This is a genomic window from Bradyrhizobium sp. CAR08, assembly GCF_052871955.1.
Map to the genome: position 1 here is coordinate 17,398 of NZ_JBIXJX010000001.1, position 20,893 is coordinate 38,290.

The 20,893-nt window shown below is 64.4% G+C and carries 19 protein-coding genes; 16 read left to right on the top strand and 3 right to left on the bottom strand.

Annotated elements, in window-relative coordinates:
• Positions 1–54: 54 nt before the first annotated feature.
• From ACIPUD_RS00095 to ACIPUD_RS00135, 9 genes are all read left to right on the top strand, one after another.
• Complete coding sequence (locus ACIPUD_RS00095) at positions 55–867, top strand: ABC transporter permease (RefSeq protein WP_039798931.1); 813 nt, start codon at positions 55–57, stop codon at positions 865–867.
• Positions 864–1,649, top strand: coding sequence for an ABC transporter permease (locus tag ACIPUD_RS00100; RefSeq protein WP_085361521.1), 786 nt, complete (start codon positions 864–866; stop codon positions 1,647–1,649). The genes ACIPUD_RS00095 and ACIPUD_RS00100 overlap by 4 nt, the downstream gene beginning before the upstream one ends.
• A 63-nt stretch (positions 1,650–1,712) precedes the next feature.
• The gene (locus ACIPUD_RS00105; RefSeq protein WP_162496545.1) at positions 1,713–1,940 is read left to right on the top strand and encodes a hypothetical protein; all 228 of its coding nucleotides are present in this window, start codon (positions 1,713–1,715) and stop codon (positions 1,938–1,940) included.
• A 121-nt stretch (positions 1,941–2,061) separates the two neighbouring features.
• Complete coding sequence (locus tag ACIPUD_RS00110) at positions 2,062–3,723, top strand: thiamine pyrophosphate-binding protein (RefSeq protein WP_085361520.1); 1,662 nt, start codon at positions 2,062–2,064, stop codon at positions 3,721–3,723.
• A gap of 3 nt (positions 3,724–3,726) precedes the next feature.
• Entirely contained in the window at positions 3,727–4,992 is a 1,266-nt protein-coding gene (locus ACIPUD_RS00115) for an NAD(P)/FAD-dependent oxidoreductase (RefSeq protein WP_446479952.1), read from the top strand.
• A 9-nt stretch (positions 4,993–5,001) separates the two neighbouring features.
• Complete coding sequence (locus ACIPUD_RS00120; protein WP_018454014.1) at positions 5,002–5,745, top strand: aspartate/glutamate racemase family protein; 744 nt, start codon at positions 5,002–5,004, stop codon at positions 5,743–5,745.
• Positions 5,746–6,069: 324 nt separating this feature from the next.
• A complete protein-coding gene (locus ACIPUD_RS00125; RefSeq protein ID WP_446479953.1) occupies positions 6,070–6,609 on the top strand; it encodes a phosphonopyruvate decarboxylase in 540 nt (179 codons plus the stop codon).
• Positions 6,609–7,199, top strand: coding sequence for a thiamine pyrophosphate-dependent enzyme (locus ACIPUD_RS00130; protein WP_143273367.1), 591 nt, complete (start codon positions 6,609–6,611; stop codon positions 7,197–7,199). The genes ACIPUD_RS00125 and ACIPUD_RS00130 overlap by 1 nt, the downstream gene beginning before the upstream one ends.
• Positions 7,200–7,257: 58 nt before the next feature.
• The gene (locus tag ACIPUD_RS00135) at positions 7,258–8,031 is read left to right on the top strand and encodes an SDR family NAD(P)-dependent oxidoreductase (protein WP_085351929.1); all 774 of its coding nucleotides are present in this window, start codon (positions 7,258–7,260) and stop codon (positions 8,029–8,031) included.
• 1 nt (position 8,032) lies between these two features.
• Here the strand turns inward: ACIPUD_RS00135 and ACIPUD_RS00140 are convergent, their stop codons facing one another.
• From ACIPUD_RS00140 to ACIPUD_RS00150, 3 genes are read right to left on the bottom strand one after another with little or no spacing between them, the layout of a single operon-like run.
• A complete protein-coding gene (locus tag ACIPUD_RS00140; protein ID WP_446479954.1) occupies positions 8,033–8,827 on the bottom strand; it encodes an IclR family transcriptional regulator in 795 nt (264 codons plus the stop codon).
• Between the two features lie 17 nt (positions 8,828–8,844).
• Complete coding sequence (locus tag ACIPUD_RS00145) at positions 8,845–10,572, bottom strand: FAD-dependent oxidoreductase (protein WP_446479955.1); 1,728 nt, start codon at positions 10,570–10,572, stop codon at positions 8,845–8,847.
• Positions 10,573–10,579: 7 nt separating this feature from the next.
• Positions 10,580–11,794 (bottom strand): ABC transporter substrate-binding protein, encoded by a 1,215-nt coding sequence (locus ACIPUD_RS00150; RefSeq protein WP_085351926.1) that lies wholly within the window; start codon positions 11,792–11,794, stop codon positions 10,580–10,582.
• A 352-nt stretch (positions 11,795–12,146) separates the two neighbouring features.
• Here ACIPUD_RS00150 and ACIPUD_RS00155 point away from each other — a divergent pair, with 352 nt between their 5' ends.
• The 7 genes from ACIPUD_RS00155 (at position 12,147) to ACIPUD_RS00185 (ending at position 20,883) form a co-directional block, all read left to right on the top strand.
• A complete protein-coding gene (locus ACIPUD_RS00155) occupies positions 12,147–13,448 on the top strand; it encodes an MFS transporter (RefSeq protein ID WP_247370136.1) in 1,302 nt (433 codons plus the stop codon).
• A gap of 195 nt (positions 13,449–13,643) precedes the next feature.
• On the top strand, positions 13,644–14,993 hold the full coding sequence (locus tag ACIPUD_RS00160; protein ID WP_018454023.1) for an ABC transporter substrate-binding protein: 1,350 nt from the start codon (positions 13,644–13,646) through the stop codon (positions 14,991–14,993).
• A gap of 55 nt (positions 14,994–15,048) precedes the next feature.
• Positions 15,049–15,966: an ABC transporter permease gene (locus ACIPUD_RS00165; protein WP_204512142.1), complete on the top strand. Its 918-nt coding sequence runs from the start codon at positions 15,049–15,051 to the stop codon at positions 15,964–15,966.
• A complete protein-coding gene (locus ACIPUD_RS00170; protein ID WP_018454025.1) occupies positions 15,963–16,865 on the top strand; it encodes an ABC transporter permease in 903 nt (300 codons plus the stop codon). Before ACIPUD_RS00165 ends, ACIPUD_RS00170 begins: the two co-directional genes overlap by 4 nt.
• An 8-nt stretch (positions 16,866–16,873) precedes the next feature.
• The gene (locus ACIPUD_RS00175; protein WP_317245815.1) at positions 16,874–17,980 is read left to right on the top strand and encodes an ABC transporter ATP-binding protein; all 1,107 of its coding nucleotides are present in this window, start codon (positions 16,874–16,876) and stop codon (positions 17,978–17,980) included.
• A 21-nt stretch (positions 17,981–18,001) separates the two neighbouring features.
• The gene (locus ACIPUD_RS00180; RefSeq protein ID WP_201263837.1) at positions 18,002–18,493 is read left to right on the top strand and encodes a (2Fe-2S)-binding protein; all 492 of its coding nucleotides are present in this window, start codon (positions 18,002–18,004) and stop codon (positions 18,491–18,493) included.
• A gap of 2 nt (positions 18,494–18,495) precedes the next feature.
• A complete protein-coding gene (locus ACIPUD_RS00185) occupies positions 18,496–20,883 on the top strand; it encodes a xanthine dehydrogenase family protein molybdopterin-binding subunit (RefSeq protein ID WP_317245817.1) in 2,388 nt (795 codons plus the stop codon).
• Positions 20,884–20,893 lie beyond the last annotated feature (10 nt).

Genomic DNA, 20,893 nt, shown 5'->3' on the forward strand with positions numbered 1-20,893 from the left:
ATGACATCCGTGCCGGATCCCTCCCAAAAGCATCAGCGTCGCGAACACGGCCTGATGCTGGCATTGGTGTCGCCGGCGCTGCTGGTGATCTTGGCTCTGATCGTGCTGCCGGTCGGCTGGCTCGCCTGGCAGTCGATCTACCATGACGGCTTCACGCTGGAGAATTATCGCCGCGTCTTCACCGAAGACATCTACTGGCGCAGCTTTGCGCTGACCTTCGAGATCAGCCTCGTGGTCACGGGAATCGCGCTGCTGCTTGGCTATCCCGTGGCCTACCTCGCCAACTCGGTGCCGAAAGGATGGAGCATTCTCATCCTGTCGCTGGTCGTGCTGCCGTTCTGGACCAGTGTGCTGGTGCGCGCTTATGCCTGGCTGGCGCTGCTCCAGCGCACCGGTGTGATCAACCAGCTTTTGCGTTATCTCGAGGTGACGAGCGAACCGCTCGCGCTGGTGCACAACACCTTCGGCACGGTGGTTGCGACGGTACACATCCTCTTGCCGTTCATGGTGCTGCCGCTCTACGCCACCATGCAGAAGATCCCGTCCGACCTCATGCAGGCCGGCGCCAGCCTGGGAGCGAGCCCGTCGCTCACCTTCGTCCGCGTCTTCCTGCCGCTGTCTCTGCCGGGCGTGCTGGCAGGCTGCACCATGGTGTTCGTGCTCTGCCTCGGTTTTTACATCACGCCGGAACTGCTCGGCGGCGGCCGCACGGTGATGGTGTCGATGCTGGTGAGCCGCAATGTCGAGCTATACAACCAGTTCGGCGCGGCGAGCGCAGTCGCCGTCGTGCTGCTCTTAAGCGTGCTCGCGATCTTCTTCGTCGTCAGCCGCTTCATCTCGCTCGATCGCATATTGGGGCAGAAATGACGCGATTGTCACCCGCCCGGATCGCCCTCTATGTGATCAGCGCGCTGGTGCTGATCTACCTGATCCTGCCGGTGCTGATCATCGCGCCGATCTCCTTCTCCAGCGCGCGTTTTCTGACCTTTCCGCCACCGTCGTTCTCGCTGCGCTGGTATCAGCAGTATTTCTCCAACGCGGCCTGGATGCAGGCGACGCGGGTAACGCTGACGGTCGCGCTCCTTACCGTGCTTATCGCAACGCCGCTCGGCGTCTCCGCCGCCTATGCCATCAGCCAGTCGAAGCTGCGGATCATGCGGCTGATCCACATGATGCTGCTGTTGCCGCTGGTGGTGCCGATCATCATCACTGCGGTGGGGATATTCTTCCTCTATGCCAAAATCGGCTTGGTCGCGACGCTGCCGGGCCTGGTGCTCGCCAATGTGATGCTGGGGCTGCCTTACGTGATCATTTCGGTGCTGGCGGGCTTGCAGAGTTTCGATCCGGCGCAGGAGATGGTCGCACGCAGCCTCGGCATGAATCGCCTGCGTAGCTTCTTCGCGGTGACCTTGCCGCAGATCAAGTCCAGCGTGGTCGCAGGCGGCATCTTCGCCTTCATCTCGGCGATGGACGAGACCATCGTCGCGCTTTTCATCTCCGGCGGCCAGTATCAGCCGCTGACCAAGCGCATGTTCACCGCCCTCCGCGACGAGATCGACCCGACCATCGCTGCCATCTCGACGCTGATGACGGCGGCCTCCTTCGTGCTGGTACTGCTGGCGAGCGCGCGGCAGAAAAAGGGCGGGTGATTTTTGTTCATCGTCCTGGCGAAAGCCAGGAGGTCCTGGCTTCGCCAGGACGACACCGAATGCTTGGCACGAACCTCGCCGTCTCACGCTTTCGCCGCCGGCCACGCCAAAATCATCTCCACGATCTGTGCCCTGCTGTTTGCCGGCACGTCGGCCTCGCTGAGGTCGCGGTCGAATAGGGCACCGATCTGGTTCGGCCAGGTCGTCAACGAAGGCGTCGAAGCTCGCCACCTCTCGTCCGGCAAGCGGCTGCGACATGGGCTGCAGTGCAACCAGCAGGGGCGGGCATGACGCCTGCGCAGGGTGCGAGGAGCCTTTCAATCTTGCGCGCCCTGTCGGCCTGTCCTACGCCAGCTCCGAGCAAAATTCGCGAAGCTGCGAAACGCATCGCCAAAGCCTTGAGGGAGCCGTCATGACCATTCGCAACGCCCGCACCGGGGGCCAGATCCTGATCGATCAGCTCGTCGCCCAGGGCGTCGAGCGCGTCACCTGCGTGCCGGGCGAGAGCTATCTGGCGGCGCTGGACGCGCTGCACGACAGCCCGATCGACGTCATGATCTGCCGCGCCGAAGGCGGTGCGGCGATGATGGCGGAAGCCTATGGCAAGCTCACCGGGCGTCCCGGCATCTGCTTCGTCACCCGCGGCCCCGGCGCCACCAATGCGAGCCACGGCGTCCACATCGCGATGCAGGATTCCACGCCAATGATCCTGTTCGTCGGTCAGGTCGACACCGGCATGCGCGAGCGCGAGGCGTTTCAGGAACTCGACTACAAGGCGGTGTTCGGCACCATGGCGAAATGGGCGGTCGAGATCGATCGTCCCGACCGGATTCCGGAGTTGGTCGCGCGCGCTTTCCGCGTCGCCATGCAGGGCCGTCCCGGTCCCGTGGTGATCTCGCTGCCCGAGAACATGCTGACCGAGACCGCAGCCGTTGCGGACGCCATGCGCATCGAGCCGGCGGTGAGCTGGCCGGCGCCTGCCGATATCGATCGCGTCGGCGCCATGCTTGCGAGCGCCAAGGCGCCGCTCGTCATTCTTGGCGGCTCGCGCTGGACGGATGAAGCGACCCGGAGCATCGCGCGTTTTACCGAGCGGTTCGACCTGCCGGTCGCGACCTCGTTCCGCCGGGCCTCGCTGATCGACGCCGATCACTCGCATTATGCTGGCGATCTCGGCATCGGGCCGAGCCCGGGCCTGAAGGCGCGCATCGACCACGCCGACGTCATTTTGCTGATCGGCGGCCGCATGTCGGAAATGCCGTCCTCATCCTACACGCTGCTCGACATTCCGACCCCGCGGCAGAAACTGATCCACGTTCATCCCGGCTCGGAAGAGCTCGGCCGCATCTATCAGCCTGAGCTCGCGATCCAGGCCACGCCCGCCGCCTTCGCGGCCGCGGTCGAGACGCTGAAGCCGGCAGGCGCCGTTGCCTGGAAGGGCGAGGCCGCCAAGGCGCATGCCGACTATCTCGCCTGGACCGAAAAGGCGCGCGAGCTGCCGGGCACGTTCCAGTACGGCCAGGTCATGACTTGGCTGCGCGATCGCCTGCCCAAGGACGCGATCGTCTGCAACGGGGCCGGCAACTACGCCGGCTGGATCCATCGCCATCATCGCTTCCACAGCTTTGCCTCCCAGCTCGCGCCGACCTCGGGCTCGATGGGATATGGCGTGCCGGCGGCGGTGCTCGCGAAACGGCAATATCCGGATCGCACCGTTATCGCGTTCGCCGGCGACGGCTGCTTCCTGATGAACGGGCAGGAATTCGCGACTGCCGTGCAATACGATGCGCCGCTCGTCGTCATCATCGTCGACAATGCGCAATACGGCACCATCCGCATGCACCAGGAGCGCGACTATCCGGGACGCGTGGTCGGCACCCAGCTCAAGAACCCGGATTTTGCGATGTACGCAAAAGCGTTCGGCGGCCATGGCGAGCGCGTCGAGCGCACCGAAGAGTTCGCGCCGGCGTTCGAGCGTGCGCTCGCCTCGGGCAAGCCGTCGATCCTCCACTGCATCATCGATCCGCGCGCGATGTCGGTCGGCAAGGACTTCGCCCCTGCGGTGAAGGCTTAAGCGATGTCGGAGGGCCGCCACGTCGCCATCATCGGTGCCGGCGCGGTCGGCGTGATCAGCGCCATCGAGGCGCTGCGCGAGGGATATCGCGTCACGCTGATCGACGCCGGCGAGCCCGGTGGCGAACAGGCGGCGAGCTACGGCAATGCCGGCTGGCTCTCTTCGCATTCGGTAATCCCGCCGGCCGAGCCCGGTGTCTGGAAGAAGGTGCCGGGTTATCTGGTGGACCCGCTCGGGCCGCTCGCGATCCGCTGGTCTTATCTGCCGAAGGCGCTGCCCTGGCTGGTCAAATATCTGCTCTCGGGCTGGACCGAGGCGCGGGTCGAGACGACGGCCTTCGCGCTGCGCGGCCTCCTGAAGGACGCGCCGCAGTTGCACAGGAAGCTCGCGGAGGAGGCGGGCGTCCCTGAATTGATCGAGCGTAACGGCGTGATGCATGTCTTCCCGTCACGCGGCAATTTCGACAACGATCTCGGTTGGCGCGTGCGCAAGCGCGTCGGCGTCGAATGGCTTGAGCTTTCGTCCGACGAGATGCGTCAACGCGAGCCCGATTTGCATCCGCGCTACACTTTTGGCGTGGTGGTGGAGGAGGCCGGGCGCTGCCGCGATCCCGGTGCCTATATCGCGGCGCTCGCGCAACATGCCCTGGCAAGCGGCGCCAAGCTCGTGCGGGCCAAGGCAATTGGGCTGAAGCTATCCGGCAACAAGCTCGTGGCTGTCCTGACCGAGACCGGCGAGATTGCGTGCGATGCCGCGGTGATTGCCGCCGGTGCGCATTCGAAGCGGCTCACGGCGTCCATCGGCGATCCGCTGCCGCTTGAGACCGAGCGCGGCTATCACGTCATGATCGAGAATCCGGAATCGGGGCCGCGCAGCTCGATGATGGCCTCGGATGCGAAGATGGTGGTGAACTGGACCGACAAGGGTTTGCGCGCCGCCGGCACGGTCGAGATCGCCGGCCTCGAGGCCGCACCGAACTGGAAGCGCGCCGAGATTTTGCGCGACAACCTCTTCAGCATGTTCCCGAAACTGCCGACGGACATTCCGGCTTCGCGCATCAAGACCTGGTTCGGCCATCGGCCGAGCATGCCGGACGGCCGGCCCTGCATCGGTTACGCGCGGGCCTCGCGCGACGTTGTCTATGCCTTCGGCCACGGCCATATCGGCCTGGTCGGCTCGGCGCGCACCGGTCGTCTCGTCGCCCAGCTTCTGAGCGGCAAGCCGCCGGAAATTCCGCTTGCACCGTTTTCGCCCGATCGTTTTCTCTGAGATCGCATCATGACCGCTCCAGCCAATTCGTCCCCCCGAATCGCCCGCGGCGGCAAGGCCATCTATGGAGCGCCGCTCGGCATCCTGATGCTGGAGGCGCGCTTCCCCCGCATTCCCGGCGACATGGGCAACGGCACCACCTGGCCTTTCCCTGTGCTCTATCGCGTGGTGAGCGGTGCCTCGCCGGAGAAGGTGGTGCTGAAGGGCGCCGCCGGTCTGCTGCCTGATTTCATCGATGCGGCGAAGGATCTGGTGCGGCTCGGGGCCGAAGCCATCACCACCAACTGCGGCTTCCTCTCGCTGTTCCAGAAAGAGATCGCAGCTGCGGTCGGCGTTCCCGTCGCGACCTCGTCACTGATGCAGGTGCCGTGGGTGCAGGCGACCTTGCCGCCGGGCAAGCGCGTCGGCCTCGTCACGGTCTCCGGTGCGTCCTTGACGCCGGCTCATCTCGCAGGCGCCGGCGTGCCGCTCGATACGCCGCTGGTCGGCACCGAGCATGGCAAGGAATTCTTCCGCGTCCTGATCAAAGCCGAGAAGGACGACATGGACATCGCGCAGGCCGAACGTGACGTGGTCGAGGCCGGCAAGGAGCTGATCGCCAGGAACCCGGATGTCGGCGCGATCGTGCTGGAATGCACCAACATGCCGCCTTATGCAGCGGCGCTTCAGACCGAGGTCGGATTGCCCGTCTACGATATCTATTCCATGATCACCTGGTTTCATGCCGGGCTGCGGCCGCGCCAGTTTGGCTAGAGGTCGAGAAGTTGTCTATGACTCCTCTTCCTGCTCCCCGTGCGGGAGAAGGTGGCGCGAAGCGCCGGATGAGGATATCTCTCCGCGCATATGGATGCGGATGAGTCCGCGGAGAGATACCCGTCACCCAAATGAGTTTGTATCTGTCAGCGGTGATGTCCTCTCCCGCAAGGGGAGAGGGCGCAGCCATGCGCATCGTGCGCTGTCCCACCGGCAGCGGAAGAGGCAGCTATACAATCCCTCGATACCTGATCGCGCCAGACGGTCAGAGCTTTGGCGCCTGAACATCGCTAGAGTGCCTCTCGAAATCCACGGAGACCAGCGGTGCACAGCCTTCAATCCAATCCCGACACGCGCGCAGACGATTGGCCGTCCGAGCTCTACCTCATCCTGAAAACCGCCGACGTGCGGCAGATGTCCTACGTTCCCGATGCCGGTCACAGCCAGCTCATCCGCCTGTTCTCCGCCGACCGCGACGTCACCACCAACGTGCTGACGACGGAAGAGGAGGGCGTCGCCATCGCCGCAGGCGCCTGGCTCGGCGGCCAGCGTAGCGTGCTCTTGATGCAGTCGAGCGGGGTCGGCAATTGCATCAACATGCTGTCGCTGTCGGCGATCGGACGATTTCCACTGCTGATGCTGGTGACGATGCGCGGCGAATGGGCCGAGTTCAATCCCTGGCAGGTGCCGATGAGCCGTGCGACGCAGCCCTCGCTGGAAGCGATTGGTTTGAAGGTGATGCGCGCGGAGACGGCGGAGGATCTGGTCGAGACCGTGGAATCGGCCGCAGCGCTCGCCTACGATTCCGATCAGCAGATCGCGGTGCTGATCGGGCAACGCCTGATCGGCAAGAAGAAGTGGTGATGCCAATGCAAGCTCAGCTCGACCGCCGCGCCGCCGTCGCCGCGCTCCTGAAGAATCGCAAGGACACGCTGGTCGTGTCCGGCCTCGGCTCGCCGACCTATGATCTTCATTCGGTCGGCGACCATGACGGCAATTTCTATCTCTGGGGCGCCATGGGCGGCGCCGCGCTGATCGGGCTTGGCCTCGCGCAAGCCCAGCCGGGAAAGCGCGTCCTCGCTTTGACCGGGGATGGCGAGCAATTGATGGGCCTCGGCGGCATCGCCACCATCGGCGTCGCGCGCCCGCGCAATCTCGACATCGTCGTGATCGACAACCAGCATTTTGGCGAGACCGGTATGCAGGCCAGCCACACCGGGCGCGGCGTCGATCTCACTGCGATCGCTGTGGCCTGCGGCTTTGCCGCGACCGGGACCGTGCGGACGCTCGAGGAGGTGGAACGTCTGGCGACGCAGCTCGACGAGCCGGCCGATGGCCCGCGCCTTTTTGTCATCAAGGTTCTGGCCGAAAATCCGCCGCGCTCGCTACCCTCGCGCGATGCCGTCTTTATCAAGAACCGGTTCCGTGCTCATCTTAGCTTCGCGTCGGTCTGAGCCGGGTTTCTCGCCCGGCGACAGTCTGCTGTCGAAGCAGCTACTCTGGAGTGAGACCATGAAACTATCCGGCAAGGTCGCCGCCATCACCGGCGCGGCGCGCGGTATCGGCAAGGCTTGCGCAAAGCGATTCCTGGACGACGGCGTCAAGGTCGTCATCTCGGATGTCGATGCCGAGGGCTTGGCCGCGACGGCCGCCGAACTCGCGCGACCGGATGCCTTGCGCACTGTCGTCGGCAATGTCGCAAAGCGTGCCGATGTCGACCAGCTGGTCGCAACTGCCGCAAAAGAGTTCGGCCGGCTCGATATCATGGTCAACAATGCCGGCGTCGCTCGCAACCGGGACCTCCTGGAGATCTCCGAAGAAGAATTCGATGAAATCATCGGCATCAACCTGAAGGGCGCGTTCTTCGGCGTGCAGGCGGCGGCGAAGCAGATGATCGCGCAAGGCGGCGGCGGGGTCATCATCAACATGTCCTCGGTCAATGCACTGCTGGCAATCCCGGCGCTTGCGACCTACGCCATGTCCAAGGGCGGCATGAAGCAGCTCACCTCGGTCGCTGCCGTCGCACTCGCTCCGCACAATATTCGTGTCGTCGCGGTCGGGCCGGGCACGATTCTGACCGACATGGTGGCATCGTCCATCTACACCTCGGAAGATGCCCGCAAGACCGTGATGTCACGCACGCCGGCCGGCCGTGGCGGCGAGCCGAGCGAAGTTGCCTCCGTCGTCGCGTTTCTTGCGAGTGACGATGCGTCCTACATCACGGGGCAGACGATCTATCCAGATGGTGGGCGGTTGATTCTGAATTACACGGTGCCGGTGAAGTAGATCACTCCGCCGCAGCCGTCATCCCGTGACCCAGTCGTTTCGAAATGCCGCCCGCGCAATCGCGTAGCGCATGGGCGATCGGGCTGTCCCAGCGCGCGTCAAAAGTGCCTTCCGGCCCCATCGCGGTGATTACCAGCGCGACATGGCCGGAATGATCGAACACCGGCGCAGAGAATGCGTTGACGCCGGGCAGGGGGTCGCCGAGCGCGCGGGCGAGGCCGTGCTTGCGGACCTCTGTGAGCATCTCAGTGACCTTCGCGCCTTTCACGGCGCGCTTCGGATTATAGCCGACGCCATGACGATCGAGGCCACTTTCGAGCGCGGCGTTGATCGTCTTCTCCGGCAGGAAGGCCGCAAAGGCGCGGCCCGTGGCCGTCTCCAGCAGCGCCATCACCGAACCGGCGCGCATCACGATGTGAACGGGCTGGCCGGGTTCTTCGAGCTGCACCACGGTCGGGCCGTGCGTGCCCCAGACCGCGAGCGAGACCGCATGCCCGATCTGGCTTGCGAGCGCCGCGATCTTCGGTCCTGCGATGCGTGCGCCGGACAGTCGGCGCAGGCTGATCAGGCCGAGCTCCAGCGCCAGCGCGCCGATCTCGTAACGGCCGGTGGTCTCGTCCTGCTCGATCAGGCCGATGCGGGAGAAGCTGGCGAGATAGGGATGCGCTTTGGCCGGCGTCATGCCGGCCTCGCGCGCGAGATCGCGCAGCATCATCGGCTCGCCGCATCTTGCAAGCGCGCGGAGCAATTCTCCGCCGACCTCGATCGACTGGATGCCGCGGCTCTCTCTTTTCATGCGCCTCCTGGCGTGGCTTACGCCGCGTTGCGCTTGGCGGCGCTGTCGGCGAGATGACGGCCGGCAATGTAGCCGAAGGTCAGCGCCGGCCCAAGCGTGATGCCGGCGCCCGGATAATTGCCGCCCATGATGCTCGCCATGTCGTTGCCGGCGGCATAGAGCCCGGGAATCACCCGTCCCTCCGCATCGAGCGCCCGCGCGTTCTCGTCGGTGACGATGCCGGCATAGGTGCCGAGATCGCCGACCACCATCTTGATGGCGTAGAACGGGCCGTTCTCGATCGGTGCGACGCAGGGGTTCGGGCCGTGCAGCGCATCGCCCTGGTAGCGGTTATAGGCCTTTGAGCCCTTGCCGAAGGCGGCGTCGTGTCCCTGTGGTGCGGTCGCATTGAACTGCTTGACGGTCTCGGTAAACGCGCTGGCATCGATACCCGCTTTTGCCGCGAGTGCCTCCAGTGTCTCGCCGCGCATGAGATATCCCGTCTTGAGGTGATGACCCAGCGGCATCGGGAACGGCGGCACGCAGCCGAGGCCGTATTTGCGCAGGGTCTGGTGATCGCAGACCAGGTACGCCGCGATCTCCTCGCCGGGTTTCGCCGCCTTGACCATGGCCTGGACGAAGTCGTGATAGGAATTGCCCTCGTTGGCAAAGCGCTTGCCGTCACGCATCACCGCGATCACACCGGGTTTGGCGCGGTCGATGAAATGCGGCATCACGCCGTGTGAGCCGTCCTTGCGCTTGGTGACCGAGACCGGGACCCAGGCTGCCGCGTTCGGCAGCCTGTCCTCGACATGTCCGCCGGCGCGTTCTGCGAGCCGCAGCCCATCGCCGGTGTTGCCGGTCGGTCCCGGCGAAAAATGCTCGTTCCCGGTCGGCGCGTGCGGGAACATCTTCTTGCGCCGTTCGACATCATGCGGGAAACCGCCGCAGGCGAGCACGACGCCTTGTCTCGCACGAATGCGGACGTCGCGTCCGTCGCGGGCGACAATGGCGCCCGTGACAGTGCCGTTCTCGACAGTGAGCTCGCGCACCGGCGAGGACAGCCACATCGGTATCTTCAGGTCCTGGGCCGATTTTGCCAGGCGCCCGGCGAGCGCATTGCCGTTGGTCAGCGTCATGCCGCGGCCATAGCGCAGTACGTCCATCAGATGCCGCGACAGGCGCTTTGCGACATAGACCGCCGAGCTTATGGACTTCGTCGCGCGCATGAAATGGACGATGTCTTTGCCGGATCCGAGCATCATGCCGAATACGGTCAGCTCGGGCAGGGGCATGCCGAGGGTCTTGATCTGGTCGCCGAGTTCGCGGCCGTCGAACGGGCGCGCCACCATCGAACGACCACCCTGGGCGCCGCCGGGCGCCTCGGCGTGGTAGTCCGGGAACACCAGCGGCATGTCGAAACGGAGCGCCGTCTTGCTGGTGAAAAAATCGATCGCCTCGGGCCCGGCGCTCAGGAATGCATCGACGCGCGCGGCGTCAAAGTTGTTGCCGGCTTCGTGCCGCAGGTAAGTCCGCGCCTGCTCCGGTGTCTCCTCGATGCCGTAGGCCTTGGCCAGCGAGGTACCGGGAATCCAGAGCCAGCCGCCGGAGCGGGCGGTGGTGCCTCCGAAGCGCGGCTCCTTCTCGACGATCAGCACGTCGAGGCCGCGATAGCGCGCGGTGATGGCGGCCGACATGCCGGAGCAGCCCGATCCGGCCACGAGCACATCGCACTCGTAAGTCTCGTTGCGCTCGTTGCCGGTCATGCAGGCCTCACTTCTTGAGCAACGGACATTTCGACTCGGAGACCGGGCGGAAGGCGTCCTCGCCCTTCACCGTCTTGATGATCTCCAAATAATCCCACGGTTCCTTGGACTGCTCGGGTGTTTTCACCTTGGCGAGATACATGTCGCGAATGACGCGGCCGTCCTCGCGCAAGCGTCCGCCATGAACGAATGTATCCTCGATCGGCAGCTCGCGCATCTTGGCCATGGCCTTGGCGGGATCATCGGTGCCGGCGGCCTTGATGGCCTTGAGATAATGCAGCACCGAGCCGTAGACGCCGGTCTGAATCATGGTCGGCATCACCTTGGTGCGCTCGTAGAATTTCCGCGACCATGCGCGGGTCGCCTCGTCCATGTTCCAGTACGAGGCCGTGGTCATGTAGGTACCCTGCGCGGATTTGAGGCCGATCGCGTGGACATCGGTGTCGAACATCAGGAGGCCGACCAGCTTCTGGCCACCCTGCACCAGGCCGAACTCGCCGGACTGCTTGATGGCATTGTCGGTGTCCTGGCCCGCATTGGCGAAAGCGACGACGTCCGATTTCGAGCTTTGCGCCTGGAGTGCAAAGGACGAGAAATCGGCCGTATTGGTGGGGTGCTTCACGCCGCCCAAAACCTTGCCGCCCATCTCGTTGATGAAGCGCGTGGCATCCTTCTCGAGCTGCTGCCCGAAGGCGTAGTCGGCCGTGATGAAGTACCAGGATTTTCCGCCTTCCTTGATCACGGCGGAGGCCGTCACCTTCGACAGCGCGTAGGTATCGTAGGTGAAGTGCACGGTGTTCGGGCTGCAAAGCTCGTCGGTCAGCGAACTCGCGCCGGGCCCGGAGAGCAGCGCAATCTTGTTGCGCTCGCGCACCATATTGTGGACGGCGATCGCGATGCCGGAATTGGGGATGTCGACGACGGCATCGACCTTGCCGTTGTCGAACCAGCCGCGCACAATCTGCACGCCAACATCGGTCTTCATCTGGTGATCGGCGCTGATGATCTCGATCGGCTTGCCGAGCACGGTGGGCCCGAATTCCTCCAAGGCCATTTTCGCGGCCTCCACGGAGCCCGGCCCGCTGTTGTCGCGGCCCCAGCTCGACAGATCCGTCAGCACGCCGATCCGCACGGCGTCGTCGGAGATTTGCGCGTTCGCAACGGTGGTCATGGCAGCCGAAGTCATGGCCGCGAGCATGGCGCAGGCCAAAAACCCTCTCATCGTCGTTCCCTCTCGTTTATGGGCGCGCTTGGCGCGGCCGGTTATTGTGGCAGCAAGTTAGATATTAGCAAATAAGTTTGTCAATGGAGAATAAAGGCTCCGCGTCGTCTTGGCGAAGGCCGGGACCCATACCGCGTGATCTCTCGAAGTCGGGCGGTCGCAGTACCGGGGCGCCGGTCTTTGCCAAACTCCTCCCTGTGATTATGGGTCCCGGCCTTCGCCGGGACGACAGTGAGGAGGCAGTGGCGCGAAAATCTCGCATTCTGATCTTGGGAGAACTAACACTCCCGCAAGTTGCAACCGCCACAACGATTGGCCATCATGTCGCCCAGGAATCTTGGGGCGGATGGCAATGACGGCAGCATCGGGAGTCTCCACTGCGGCGGAGAAATCGACGACGGCGCATGTGGTGTGGGCAGCCGCGCTCGGCACCGCGATCGAGTGGTACGACTTCCTGATCTACGGCACGGCGGCGGCGCTCGTGCTGAACAAGCTGTTCTTCCCGAGTTTCGATCCCATGGTCGGCACGCTGGCGGCGTTCTCGACCTATGCGGTCGGCTTTGTCGCGCGGCCGATCGGCGGTGCGATCATCGGGCATTACGGCGACCGGCTCGGCCGCAAGAAGATGCTGGTCGCGACCATGTTCGCGATGGGACTGGGCACGTTCCTGATCGGTTGCCTGCCGACCTACAGCCAGATCGGCGTCTGGGCGCCAATCTTCCTCGTCATTTTGCGCTTCGTCCAGGGCATCGGGCTCGGTGGGGAGTGGAGCGGCGCGGTGGTCATGGTGGCCGAGCACGCCGGCAACCGCCGCGGCTTTTACGGCAGTCTGGTGCAGATCGGCTTCCCCGTCGGCGTCGCCGCGTCCACCGGCATTTTCGGTCTGATGACGCAGCTGCCCGAAGCGGACTTCCTGAGCTGGGGCTGGCGCGTGCCGTTTCTGATCAGCATCCTGCTCGTCGGTGTCGGCTTCATCGTGCGGCTGAAACTCGCGGAGACGCCGCACTTCAAGGAGGTGCTCGAGCGCAAGGAGGTGCTGGCGCAGCCGGTGCTGGAAGTCCTGCGCCGCGACTGGCGCAGCTTCCTGCTGGCGATCGGCATCACGGTGTCCGAAGTCGGGCTCGCTTATCTCCTCACTGTTTTCACCGTGGTCTATGCCACGACGCAGCTCGGCCTTCCGCGGCAGGTGATCCTCAACGCGGTGGTCTATGCCGCGCTCGTCGAGCTCGCGACGCTGCCGCTCGCAGGCTGGCTGTCCGACATCTTCGGCCGCAAAGCGCTGTATCTCGCCGGCGGCGTGTTCTCGGTGGCGCTGGCGTTTCCGTTGTTCTGGTTCCTCGACACCAGGGAGCCGGCGCTGATCACGCTCGCGCTCGTCGTGACGATGACACTGACGCATGCGCTGTTGTTCGGGCCGAAGGCGGCCTTCATGCCGGAGCTGTTCCGTACCCAGGTGCGCTATAGCGGCGCATCGCTGGGAGCCAACGTTGCCGCCGCGCTCAGTGGCGGCTTCTCGCCGCTGATTGCGACGGCACTGCTTGCATGGGCCGCCTCGTACTGGCCGGTGTCGGTGTATATCATCGCACTGTCGGTCATCACCATCATCGCAACGTTGATAGCGCCGGAGACCGCGCGGGACTCGCTCAAGTCCTGAGGGCCGCCTTCATCTTATGCGCGTTGCCAAAAGCCGGTGCAGCGGGGCGAATCATTAGCCGCGTTTATGCAGCGAATTTTTACTTCCAATTTTACTTCACGACATCCCGCCCATAGCCTCCCTCGCAATTGATCACATCCGCAGCCGGTCAATGGCGACCGGTGCGCACGTTCATTGTAGCCAACGAGGGTTGCCATGCTTGACAGGGACAAGGGGACATCCACTGCCAATCCGGCGGGGACGAGCGACAAGTCTGCGAAAAAGCTGAGCAGGCGCACGCTGTTGAAGGGCGCCGCGGCGGTGGCCGGCGCGGCTGCAGGATCGGACGCGATCCGCGGATTCCCGACCATCTGGGCGCAGGAGATCAAGGATATCGAGCTGCGCCATGTCGGCGTGTCCTATTCGGTGGTGAAGGCGATCGGCGACCAGGCGGCCAAGGATCTCGGCTTCAAGGTGACGATGCAGAACCTCGACACCTCCGCCGCCATCAACCGCTTCATAAGCCAGCCAAATACGGTCGATATCGCCGATCTCGAGGGCTGGCAGGCCAAGCTCGCTGCCAAGCGCGGCGTGATCCAGGGCATCGAGGTCAAGAAGGTCAAGGAGTTCGACAACATCCTGCCGATCTTTACCAAGGGCGAGATCGACGGTCACAAGATCCCGCGCCAGGGCATCTCGCCCTACGAGGCCATGTATATCGCCAAGCCCGATTCGACCGATTTGAGCGACGGCGTGACCGAATGGGCGACCTTCCTGCCGCAGGTCTACAACGCCGACTCCATCGGCTATCGCCCCGACCTCGTCGGCCATGAAGTCACGGAATGGAAGGATCTGATCGATCCGAAATTCAAAGGCAAGGCCGCGATCCTCGACGTGCCCGCGATCGGCATCATGGACGCCGCGCTGTGCTTCGAAAGCGCCGGGCTGATCAAGTACGGAAACAAAGGCAACATGACCAAGGAGGAGATCGACTTCACCTGCAACAAGCTGATCGAGCTCAAGAAGCAGGGCCAGTTCCGCGCGACCTGGACCACCTTCGACCAGTCGGTGCAGCTGATGGCGGCGGGCGAAGTGGTCATCCAGTCGATGTGGTCGCCGGCGGTTGCCGCGGTACGCGTGAAGGAAATCCCCTGCGTCTACGCGCCGGTCAACATCAAGAACGGAAAGGAAGGCTATCGCGGCTGGTGCAACGGCATGGGCCTGATGAAACATCTCTCCGGCAAGAAGCTGGACGCGGCCTACGAATATCTCAACTGGTATCTGTCGGGCTGGCAGGGCGGTTTCGTCGCGCGCTACGGCTATTACAGCCCGGTCCCCTCGACTGCGAAGAAATTCCTCACGGCGGCCGAATGGGCATTCTGGTACGAGGGCCAGCCCGCGCCCGAGGTGGTCAACGACCCCTATGGCGTGCCGATGGAGAAGAGCGGCACCAAGCGTGACGGCGGCTCGTTCCTCGACCGCGTCAAGAACATCTCCTGCTGGAACACGCTGATGGACGAAGCCGCCTACATGAACAAGCGCTGGAACGACTTCAAGGTGGCCTGAAACCTGCTTTCCCTGACGTGAACGAAACGCCGGCGCGGCGATGCGCCGGTGCCAAATGACCGACTTCGAGGCGTTTGCCGACATGCAGCCAAGTCTTAGTCCAGCTCAAACCCCACCACGCGCAAATCTCGCCGGCTGGCTCTACGTGTCGCCGCTCGTGCTGGTGCTTGTACCGTTCTTCGTGGCGCCGATCCTGGTCGTGCTGGCCGCGAGCTTCTTCGCCACCGACGGCTTCGGCGGGCTGACGCCGGGCTTCACGCTCGCAAGCTATGTCGAGGTGCTGCATTCGGCGCTGACGCTGAAGCTGTATCTGGCGACGATCAAGTTCACGTTGCTGACCTGGATCCTCACGCTGATCATCGGCTTCTTCGTCGCATACTTCCTGGTTTTCCACGTCCGCAACCAACTACTGGCGATTGGCCTGTTCCTGCTCTGCACGGTGCCGTTCTGGACCTCGAACATCATCCGGATGATTTCCTGGATTCCGCTGCTCGGCAAGGAAGGCCTGATCAACCAGGCGCTGCTGGGACTCGGTGTGATCCGCCAGCCGCTTGAGGTGCTGCTGTTCTCCGACCTTGCGGTGGTCATCGCCTATGTCCATCAGCTCACCATTTTCATGATCGTGCCGATCTTCAATTCCATGGCACGGATCGACAAGAAGCTGATCGAGGCCGCGATCGATGCCGGCGCCAGTCGTTTCGACATCATGCGGCTGATCGTGGTGCCGATGTCCAAGAGCGGCATCGCCCTCGGCACCATCTTCGTCGTCTCGATCGTGATGGGCGATTTCTTCGTGGTCAAGGTGATGTCCGGCGGCGGCTCGGCCTCTGTGGTCAGCGCCTTCTACGAGGATGTCGGCGTGCTGCAATATCCGACCGCGGCGGCGAGCGCAGTATTGCTGACGCTGGTGCTGGTCGCGATCGTCTCGCTGATCCTGCGCACGGTCGACATCAGGCAGGAGATCACGCGATGAGTGCGGTTCTCGCCGACATGCCCAAGGCTGATGTGTCAAAGGCGATCGCGCCGGTGACAAAGGCGATTGCGCCGAGCAAGGGCGGTCGGCCGTGGACGTTCTATGTTCTGGCGACACTGTTCGCGTTCTATGTGATTGCGCTGTACGGCCCGATGTTCTGTATCTACGTCCTGTCGTTCCAGGACATCCGTGGCGGCCTCGTGTTCCCGATGAAGGGCACTTCGCTGCACTGGTTCGTCGATCTCTTCACCCAAGTGCGGACCGGCGACGTCAAGGGCTCGTTCGATCGTTCGATCAAGCTCGCGATCATCGTCACTATCATCACGGTGGTGGTGTCGTTCCTGGCCGGGCTCGGTTTTCGCAAGCGCTTTCGCGGCGACACCGTCGTGTTCTACATGATGATCGGCAGCCTGGTCGCACCGGGACTCGTGCTCGGCCTCGGTACCGGTCTGTTGTTCCAGGCCCTCGGCCTCAATGCGAGCTGGTACACCTCGGCGCTCGGCGCGCAACTGTCATGGACGCTGCCGTTCGGCGTGCTCGTGATGTTCGCGGTGATGTCGCGCTTCAACCACGTCTGGGAGGAGGCGGCCTACGACCTCGGCGCCAGCCGTTGGCAGTCGATCCGGCTGGTGATGATCCCGGTGCTGGCACCCGGCCTGGTGGCGGTCGCGCTGTTCGGCTTCACGCTCTCCTACGACGAGTTCGCCCGCAGCCTCCAGACCGCGGGCTCGCTCAACACGCTGCCGCTGGAGATCTGGAGCATGACGCTGAACGTCACCTCGCCTTCGCTCTATGCGCTCGGCACCGTGACTACCATCGTCTCCTTCATTGTCATCGGCGCGAGCCTGGGCAGCATCGTGCTGATCCAGAAGAAGCGCGGCAGCAGCACAAAGGGTTGAGCTGGGAAATGAAGAGCGATCGCGGCGATATCGAACTGGCGGGCGTCTGCAAGAGCTTTGACGGAGTCGGCAATGTGGTCGACGGCGTCAACCTCAAGATCGCCGACGGCGCCTATTGCTGCTTCATCGGCCCCTCCGGCTGCGGCAAGACCACGATACTGCGCATGATCGCCGGCCACGAGGACCCGACCGCCGGCGAGATCGTGATCGGCGGCCAGAACGTCGTCGGGCTCGCGCCGGTGCAGCGGCGCACCGCGATGATGTTTCAGTCCTACGCGTTGTTCCCGCATCTCACCGTGCGCGAGAACATCGCCTTTGCGCTCCGCGTGCGCGGCATGTCGAAGGCCGATCGCCTCCGCGCAGCCGATGCCATGATCGAGAAGGTGCATCTGACGCAATTCGCCGACCGCCTTCCAGCGCAGCTCTCCGGCGGCCAGCAGCAGCGCGTGGCGCTGGCGCGTGCCGCGATCACCGAGCCGAGGGTCCTGTTGCTCGACGAGCCGCTGTCCGCCCTCGACGAGCAGCTCCGCGTGCAGATGCGCCAGGAGCTCAGGCGGATGCAGCAGGAGCTCGGCATCACCTTCATCCACGTCACCCACACCCAGCTCGAGGCGATCGCGCTCGCCGATCTCGTGGTGGTGATGGAGCAGGGCAGAATCAAGCAGGCGGGCGCGGCGCGCGACGTCTATGCCCATCCGCACGATCGTTACGTCGCCGAGTTCATGGGCGGGCAGAACGTGCTGTCGGGGCGGGTCGAGAAGGTCAACGGTTCGACCTTTACGCTCGCGCAGGCCGCGCCTGACGGCATCGAGGTCCCGCTTCAGGCGCGGCCCACGGTCAGCGTCGGCGACAAGATCGACATCGCCGTGCGCCGCGACGATGTCGCGCTGGTCCGACCGGGCAGGGAGCTGCCGCCGGGCTGCTCCACCTCGCTGCCGAGTCGCGTGCTCGCGATCGAATACCAGGGCTATTTCGTCAAGGTCATGCTCGACACCGTGCCGGACGACGCGTTCGTGGCCTACGTGCCGGAAAAGACTTTCTTCGCGGATCCCTTCACCGTCGGCGATGTCGTGATGGCCACATGGGCCACCGGCAGCGCGCTTCCACTCGCCTAAAGACCCGTCGCGCACAGGAGTATGATCGTGCAGATATCCTTCACACTCAACGGACGGCCGACAACTGTGGATGTCGAACCGGCGACGCTGGTCGCCGAGCTGCTGCGCGAGCGGCTCAACCTCACCGGCACCCATATCGGCTGTGACACCAGCCAGTGCGGCGCCTGTGTCGTGCACCTCGACGGCCTGCCGGTGAAGAGCTGTACGCTGCTTGCGCCCGCGCTCGACGGTGCGACGCTGCTCACCATCGAGGGCCTGCAAGGTGTGCCGGGTTCGAACCGGCTGCATCCGATGCAAGAGGCATTTCGCGAGCATCACGGTCTGCAATGCGGCTTTTGCACACCCGGCATGCTGATGACGGCGGTGGCGCTCGCGGCCGAGAAGCCGAACCTGACGGAGGCCGACGTCCGTCACGGCCTCGAAGGCAATATCTGCCGCTGCACCGGCTATCAGAACATCGTCATCTCGGTCATGGCAGGCGCCGCCGCCATGAACGCGGCCAAGGGAGAGTGACCATGGGCCATGTGATCGGGATCGGCGCTTCACCTAAACGGAAAGAGGACCAGCGCTTCCTCACCGGACGCGGCAGTTACGTCTCCGACATCAAGCGTCCGGGCATGACGGCGGGTGTGTTCGTGCGCTCGCCGCACGGACACGCGATCCTGCGCGGCATCGACAAGAGTGCGGCCCTGGCATCGCCCGGCGTCATCGCGGTGCTGACCGGCGAGGATGCCGCCGCCGACAAGCTGGGGTCGCTGCCCTGCGGCTGGGGTATCTCGGATGCCAAGGGCGTGCCGATGAAGGAGCCGCCGTTCCCGATGCTGGCGCAGGGCAAGGTGCGCTTCGTCGGCGACATGGTGGCCTTCGTCGTCGCGGAGACGCCGGCGCAGGCCGGCGCGGCAGCCGAGCTGCTGACAGTCGATTACGAGGTGCTGCCCTCGGTGGTCGGCGTGCTCGAAGCCGTGCGGCCCGGCGCGCCGCAACTGTTCGACGACGTTCCGAACAACATCTGTTGCGATTGGGAGCTCGGCGACAAGGCCGCGGTCGAGACCGCCTTCCGGAAGGCGGCCCATGTCGCAAAGCTCAGCCTCGTCAACAACCGGCTGATCGGCAACCCGATGGAGCCGCGCGCGGCGATCGCCGAATACGAGCCCGGCACGGATCGCTTCACGCTGTGGACCACCAGCCAGTTCCCGCATGTCGTGCGCTTCTTGATGGGCGCGCTGGTGCTGAACATTCCGCAGCACAAGCTGCGCGTGGTCGCGCCCGATGTCGGCGGCGGCTTCGGCGTCAAGCAGTTCCACTACGGCGAAGAGGCCGTGATCACCTGGGCCGCCAAGCGCGTGATGCGGCCGATCAAATGGGTCGCGAGCCGGTCGGAAGGCTACGTCTCCGATCGCCACGGCCGCGATCACGTCACCGAGGCCGAACTCGCACTGGACGAGACCGGAAAGTTTCTGGCCTTCCGTGTCAACACGCTCGCCAATATGGGCGGCTATCTCTCGACCTTCGGACCGAACATCCCGACCAATCTCTACGGACCGTTGCTCGGTGGCGTCTACACCACGCCGGCAATCTACTGCAACGTGAAGGTGGTGTTCACCAACACCGTTCCGGTCGACGCCTATCGCGGCGCAGGCCGGCCCGAGGCGACTTTCGTGTTGGAGCGCATCGTCGACGTCGCAGCCAGCGAGATGGGCATCGACCGCGTCGAGATCCGCCGACGCAACATGATCCCGAAGGAGGCTTATCCGTACCAGACGCCGGTGCTGGTGCAGTACGATTCCGGCGATCCGATGGGGTGTCTCGACGGCGCTCTTGTCGCGGCCGACGTCAAGAATTTCGGTATCCGCAAGGCGGAGTCGGCGCGCAGGGGCAAATTCCGCGGGCTCGGCTACTCGACCTATGTCGAGGCCTGCGGCCTCGCGCCGTCGCGCTTCGCGGGACGATTGGGCGCGCGGGGCGGGCTCTATGAGAGCGCCACGGTGCGGGTGCATCCGACCGGCCAGGTCACGGTCATGATCGGCACCCACAATCACGGCCAGGGCCACGAGACGACGTTCGCCCAGATCGTCTCGGAAAAGCTCGGCGTCGCGTTTGACAATGTCGACATCGTGTTCGGCGATACCGATCGCGTGCAGTTCGGCATGGGCACCTATGGCTCGCGTTCGCTGGTGGTCGGCGGCGCGGCGCTGTCGAAGGCGACGGACAAGGTGGTCGCGAAAGGCAAGAAGATCGCGGCGCATCTGCTTGAAGCGGCCGAAGTGGATATCCAGTTCGAGGCTGGAAAATTCTCGGTCGCAGGCACCGACCGCATGAGGACGTTCGAGGAGATCGCGGGCGCCGCCTACGTGCCGCACGACTATCCGCTCGAAGTGCTGGAGCCGGGGCTCGAAGAGCAGGCTTATTATGATCCCGTCAACTTCACCTATCCCGGCGGCTGCCACATTGCCGAGGTCGAGATCGACCCGGAGACCGGCACGGTGACGCTGGTCAATTACACCGCGGTGGACGACGTCGGCACTGTCATCAACCCGATGATCGTGGAGGGCCAGTTGCACGGCGGCATCGTGCAGGGCGTCGGTCAGGCGCTGTACGAGAACGCGGTCTATGACGAGGGCTCGGGCCAGCTGCTATCGGGCTCGCTGATGGACTATTGCATGCCGCGCGCCGACCACATGCCGATGATGAACATCGCGACCCATTCGACGCTGTGTACGCACACGCCGATGGGCGTGAAGGGCTGCGGCGAGGTCGGCACCATCGGTTCGCCGGCCGCCGTCATCAACGCGGTGGTCGATGCGCTGTCGCATCTCGGCGTCACCCATGTCGACATGCCGGCAACGCCGAACCGGATCTGGCGCCTGCTGCAGAACGCGTCGCTGCCGGTCGCTGCGGAATAGGGAGGATGAC

What these genes read in the sequence shown, in the direction of transcription:
- ACIPUD_RS00130 (WP_143273367.1), top strand. Translation starts at nt 6,609, where the DNA reads ATGCCAATGCAAGCTCAGCTCGACCGCCGCGCCGCCGTCGCCGCGCTC.
- ACIPUD_RS00150 (WP_085351926.1), bottom strand. Translation starts at nt 11,794, where the DNA reads ATGAGAGGGTTTTTGGCCTGCGCCATGCTCGCGGCCATGACTTCGGCT.
- ACIPUD_RS00145 (WP_446479955.1), bottom strand. Translation starts at nt 10,572, where the DNA reads ATGACCGGCAACGAGCGCAACGAGACTTACGAGTGCGATGTGCTCGTG.
- ACIPUD_RS00120 (WP_018454014.1), top strand. Translation starts at nt 5,002, where the DNA reads ATGACCGCTCCAGCCAATTCGTCCCCCCGAATCGCCCGCGGCGGCAAG.
- ACIPUD_RS00170 (WP_018454025.1), top strand. Translation starts at nt 15,963, where the DNA reads ATGAGTGCGGTTCTCGCCGACATGCCCAAGGCTGATGTGTCAAAGGCG.
- ACIPUD_RS00115 (WP_446479952.1), top strand. Translation starts at nt 3,727, where the DNA reads ATGTCGGAGGGCCGCCACGTCGCCATCATCGGTGCCGGCGCGGTCGGC.
- ACIPUD_RS00160 (WP_018454023.1), top strand. Translation starts at nt 13,644, where the DNA reads ATGCTTGACAGGGACAAGGGGACATCCACTGCCAATCCGGCGGGGACG.
- ACIPUD_RS00155 (WP_247370136.1), top strand. Translation starts at nt 12,147, where the DNA reads ATGACGGCAGCATCGGGAGTCTCCACTGCGGCGGAGAAATCGACGACG.
- ACIPUD_RS00135 (WP_085351929.1), top strand. Translation starts at nt 7,258, where the DNA reads ATGAAACTATCCGGCAAGGTCGCCGCCATCACCGGCGCGGCGCGCGGT.
- ACIPUD_RS00180 (WP_201263837.1), top strand. Translation starts at nt 18,002, where the DNA reads ATGATCGTGCAGATATCCTTCACACTCAACGGACGGCCGACAACTGTG.
- ACIPUD_RS00100 (WP_085361521.1), top strand. Translation starts at nt 864, where the DNA reads ATGACGCGATTGTCACCCGCCCGGATCGCCCTCTATGTGATCAGCGCG.
- ACIPUD_RS00110 (WP_085361520.1), top strand. Translation starts at nt 2,062, where the DNA reads ATGACCATTCGCAACGCCCGCACCGGGGGCCAGATCCTGATCGATCAG.
- ACIPUD_RS00165 (WP_204512142.1), top strand. Translation starts at nt 15,049, where the DNA reads ATGACCGACTTCGAGGCGTTTGCCGACATGCAGCCAAGTCTTAGTCCA.
- ACIPUD_RS00095 (WP_039798931.1), top strand. Translation starts at nt 55, where the DNA reads ATGCTGGCATTGGTGTCGCCGGCGCTGCTGGTGATCTTGGCTCTGATC.
- ACIPUD_RS00140 (WP_446479954.1), bottom strand. Translation starts at nt 8,827, where the DNA reads ATGAAAAGAGAGAGCCGCGGCATCCAGTCGATCGAGGTCGGCGGAGAA.
- ACIPUD_RS00185 (WP_317245817.1), top strand. Translation starts at nt 18,496, where the DNA reads ATGGGCCATGTGATCGGGATCGGCGCTTCACCTAAACGGAAAGAGGAC.
- ACIPUD_RS00175 (WP_317245815.1), top strand. Translation starts at nt 16,874, where the DNA reads ATGAAGAGCGATCGCGGCGATATCGAACTGGCGGGCGTCTGCAAGAGC.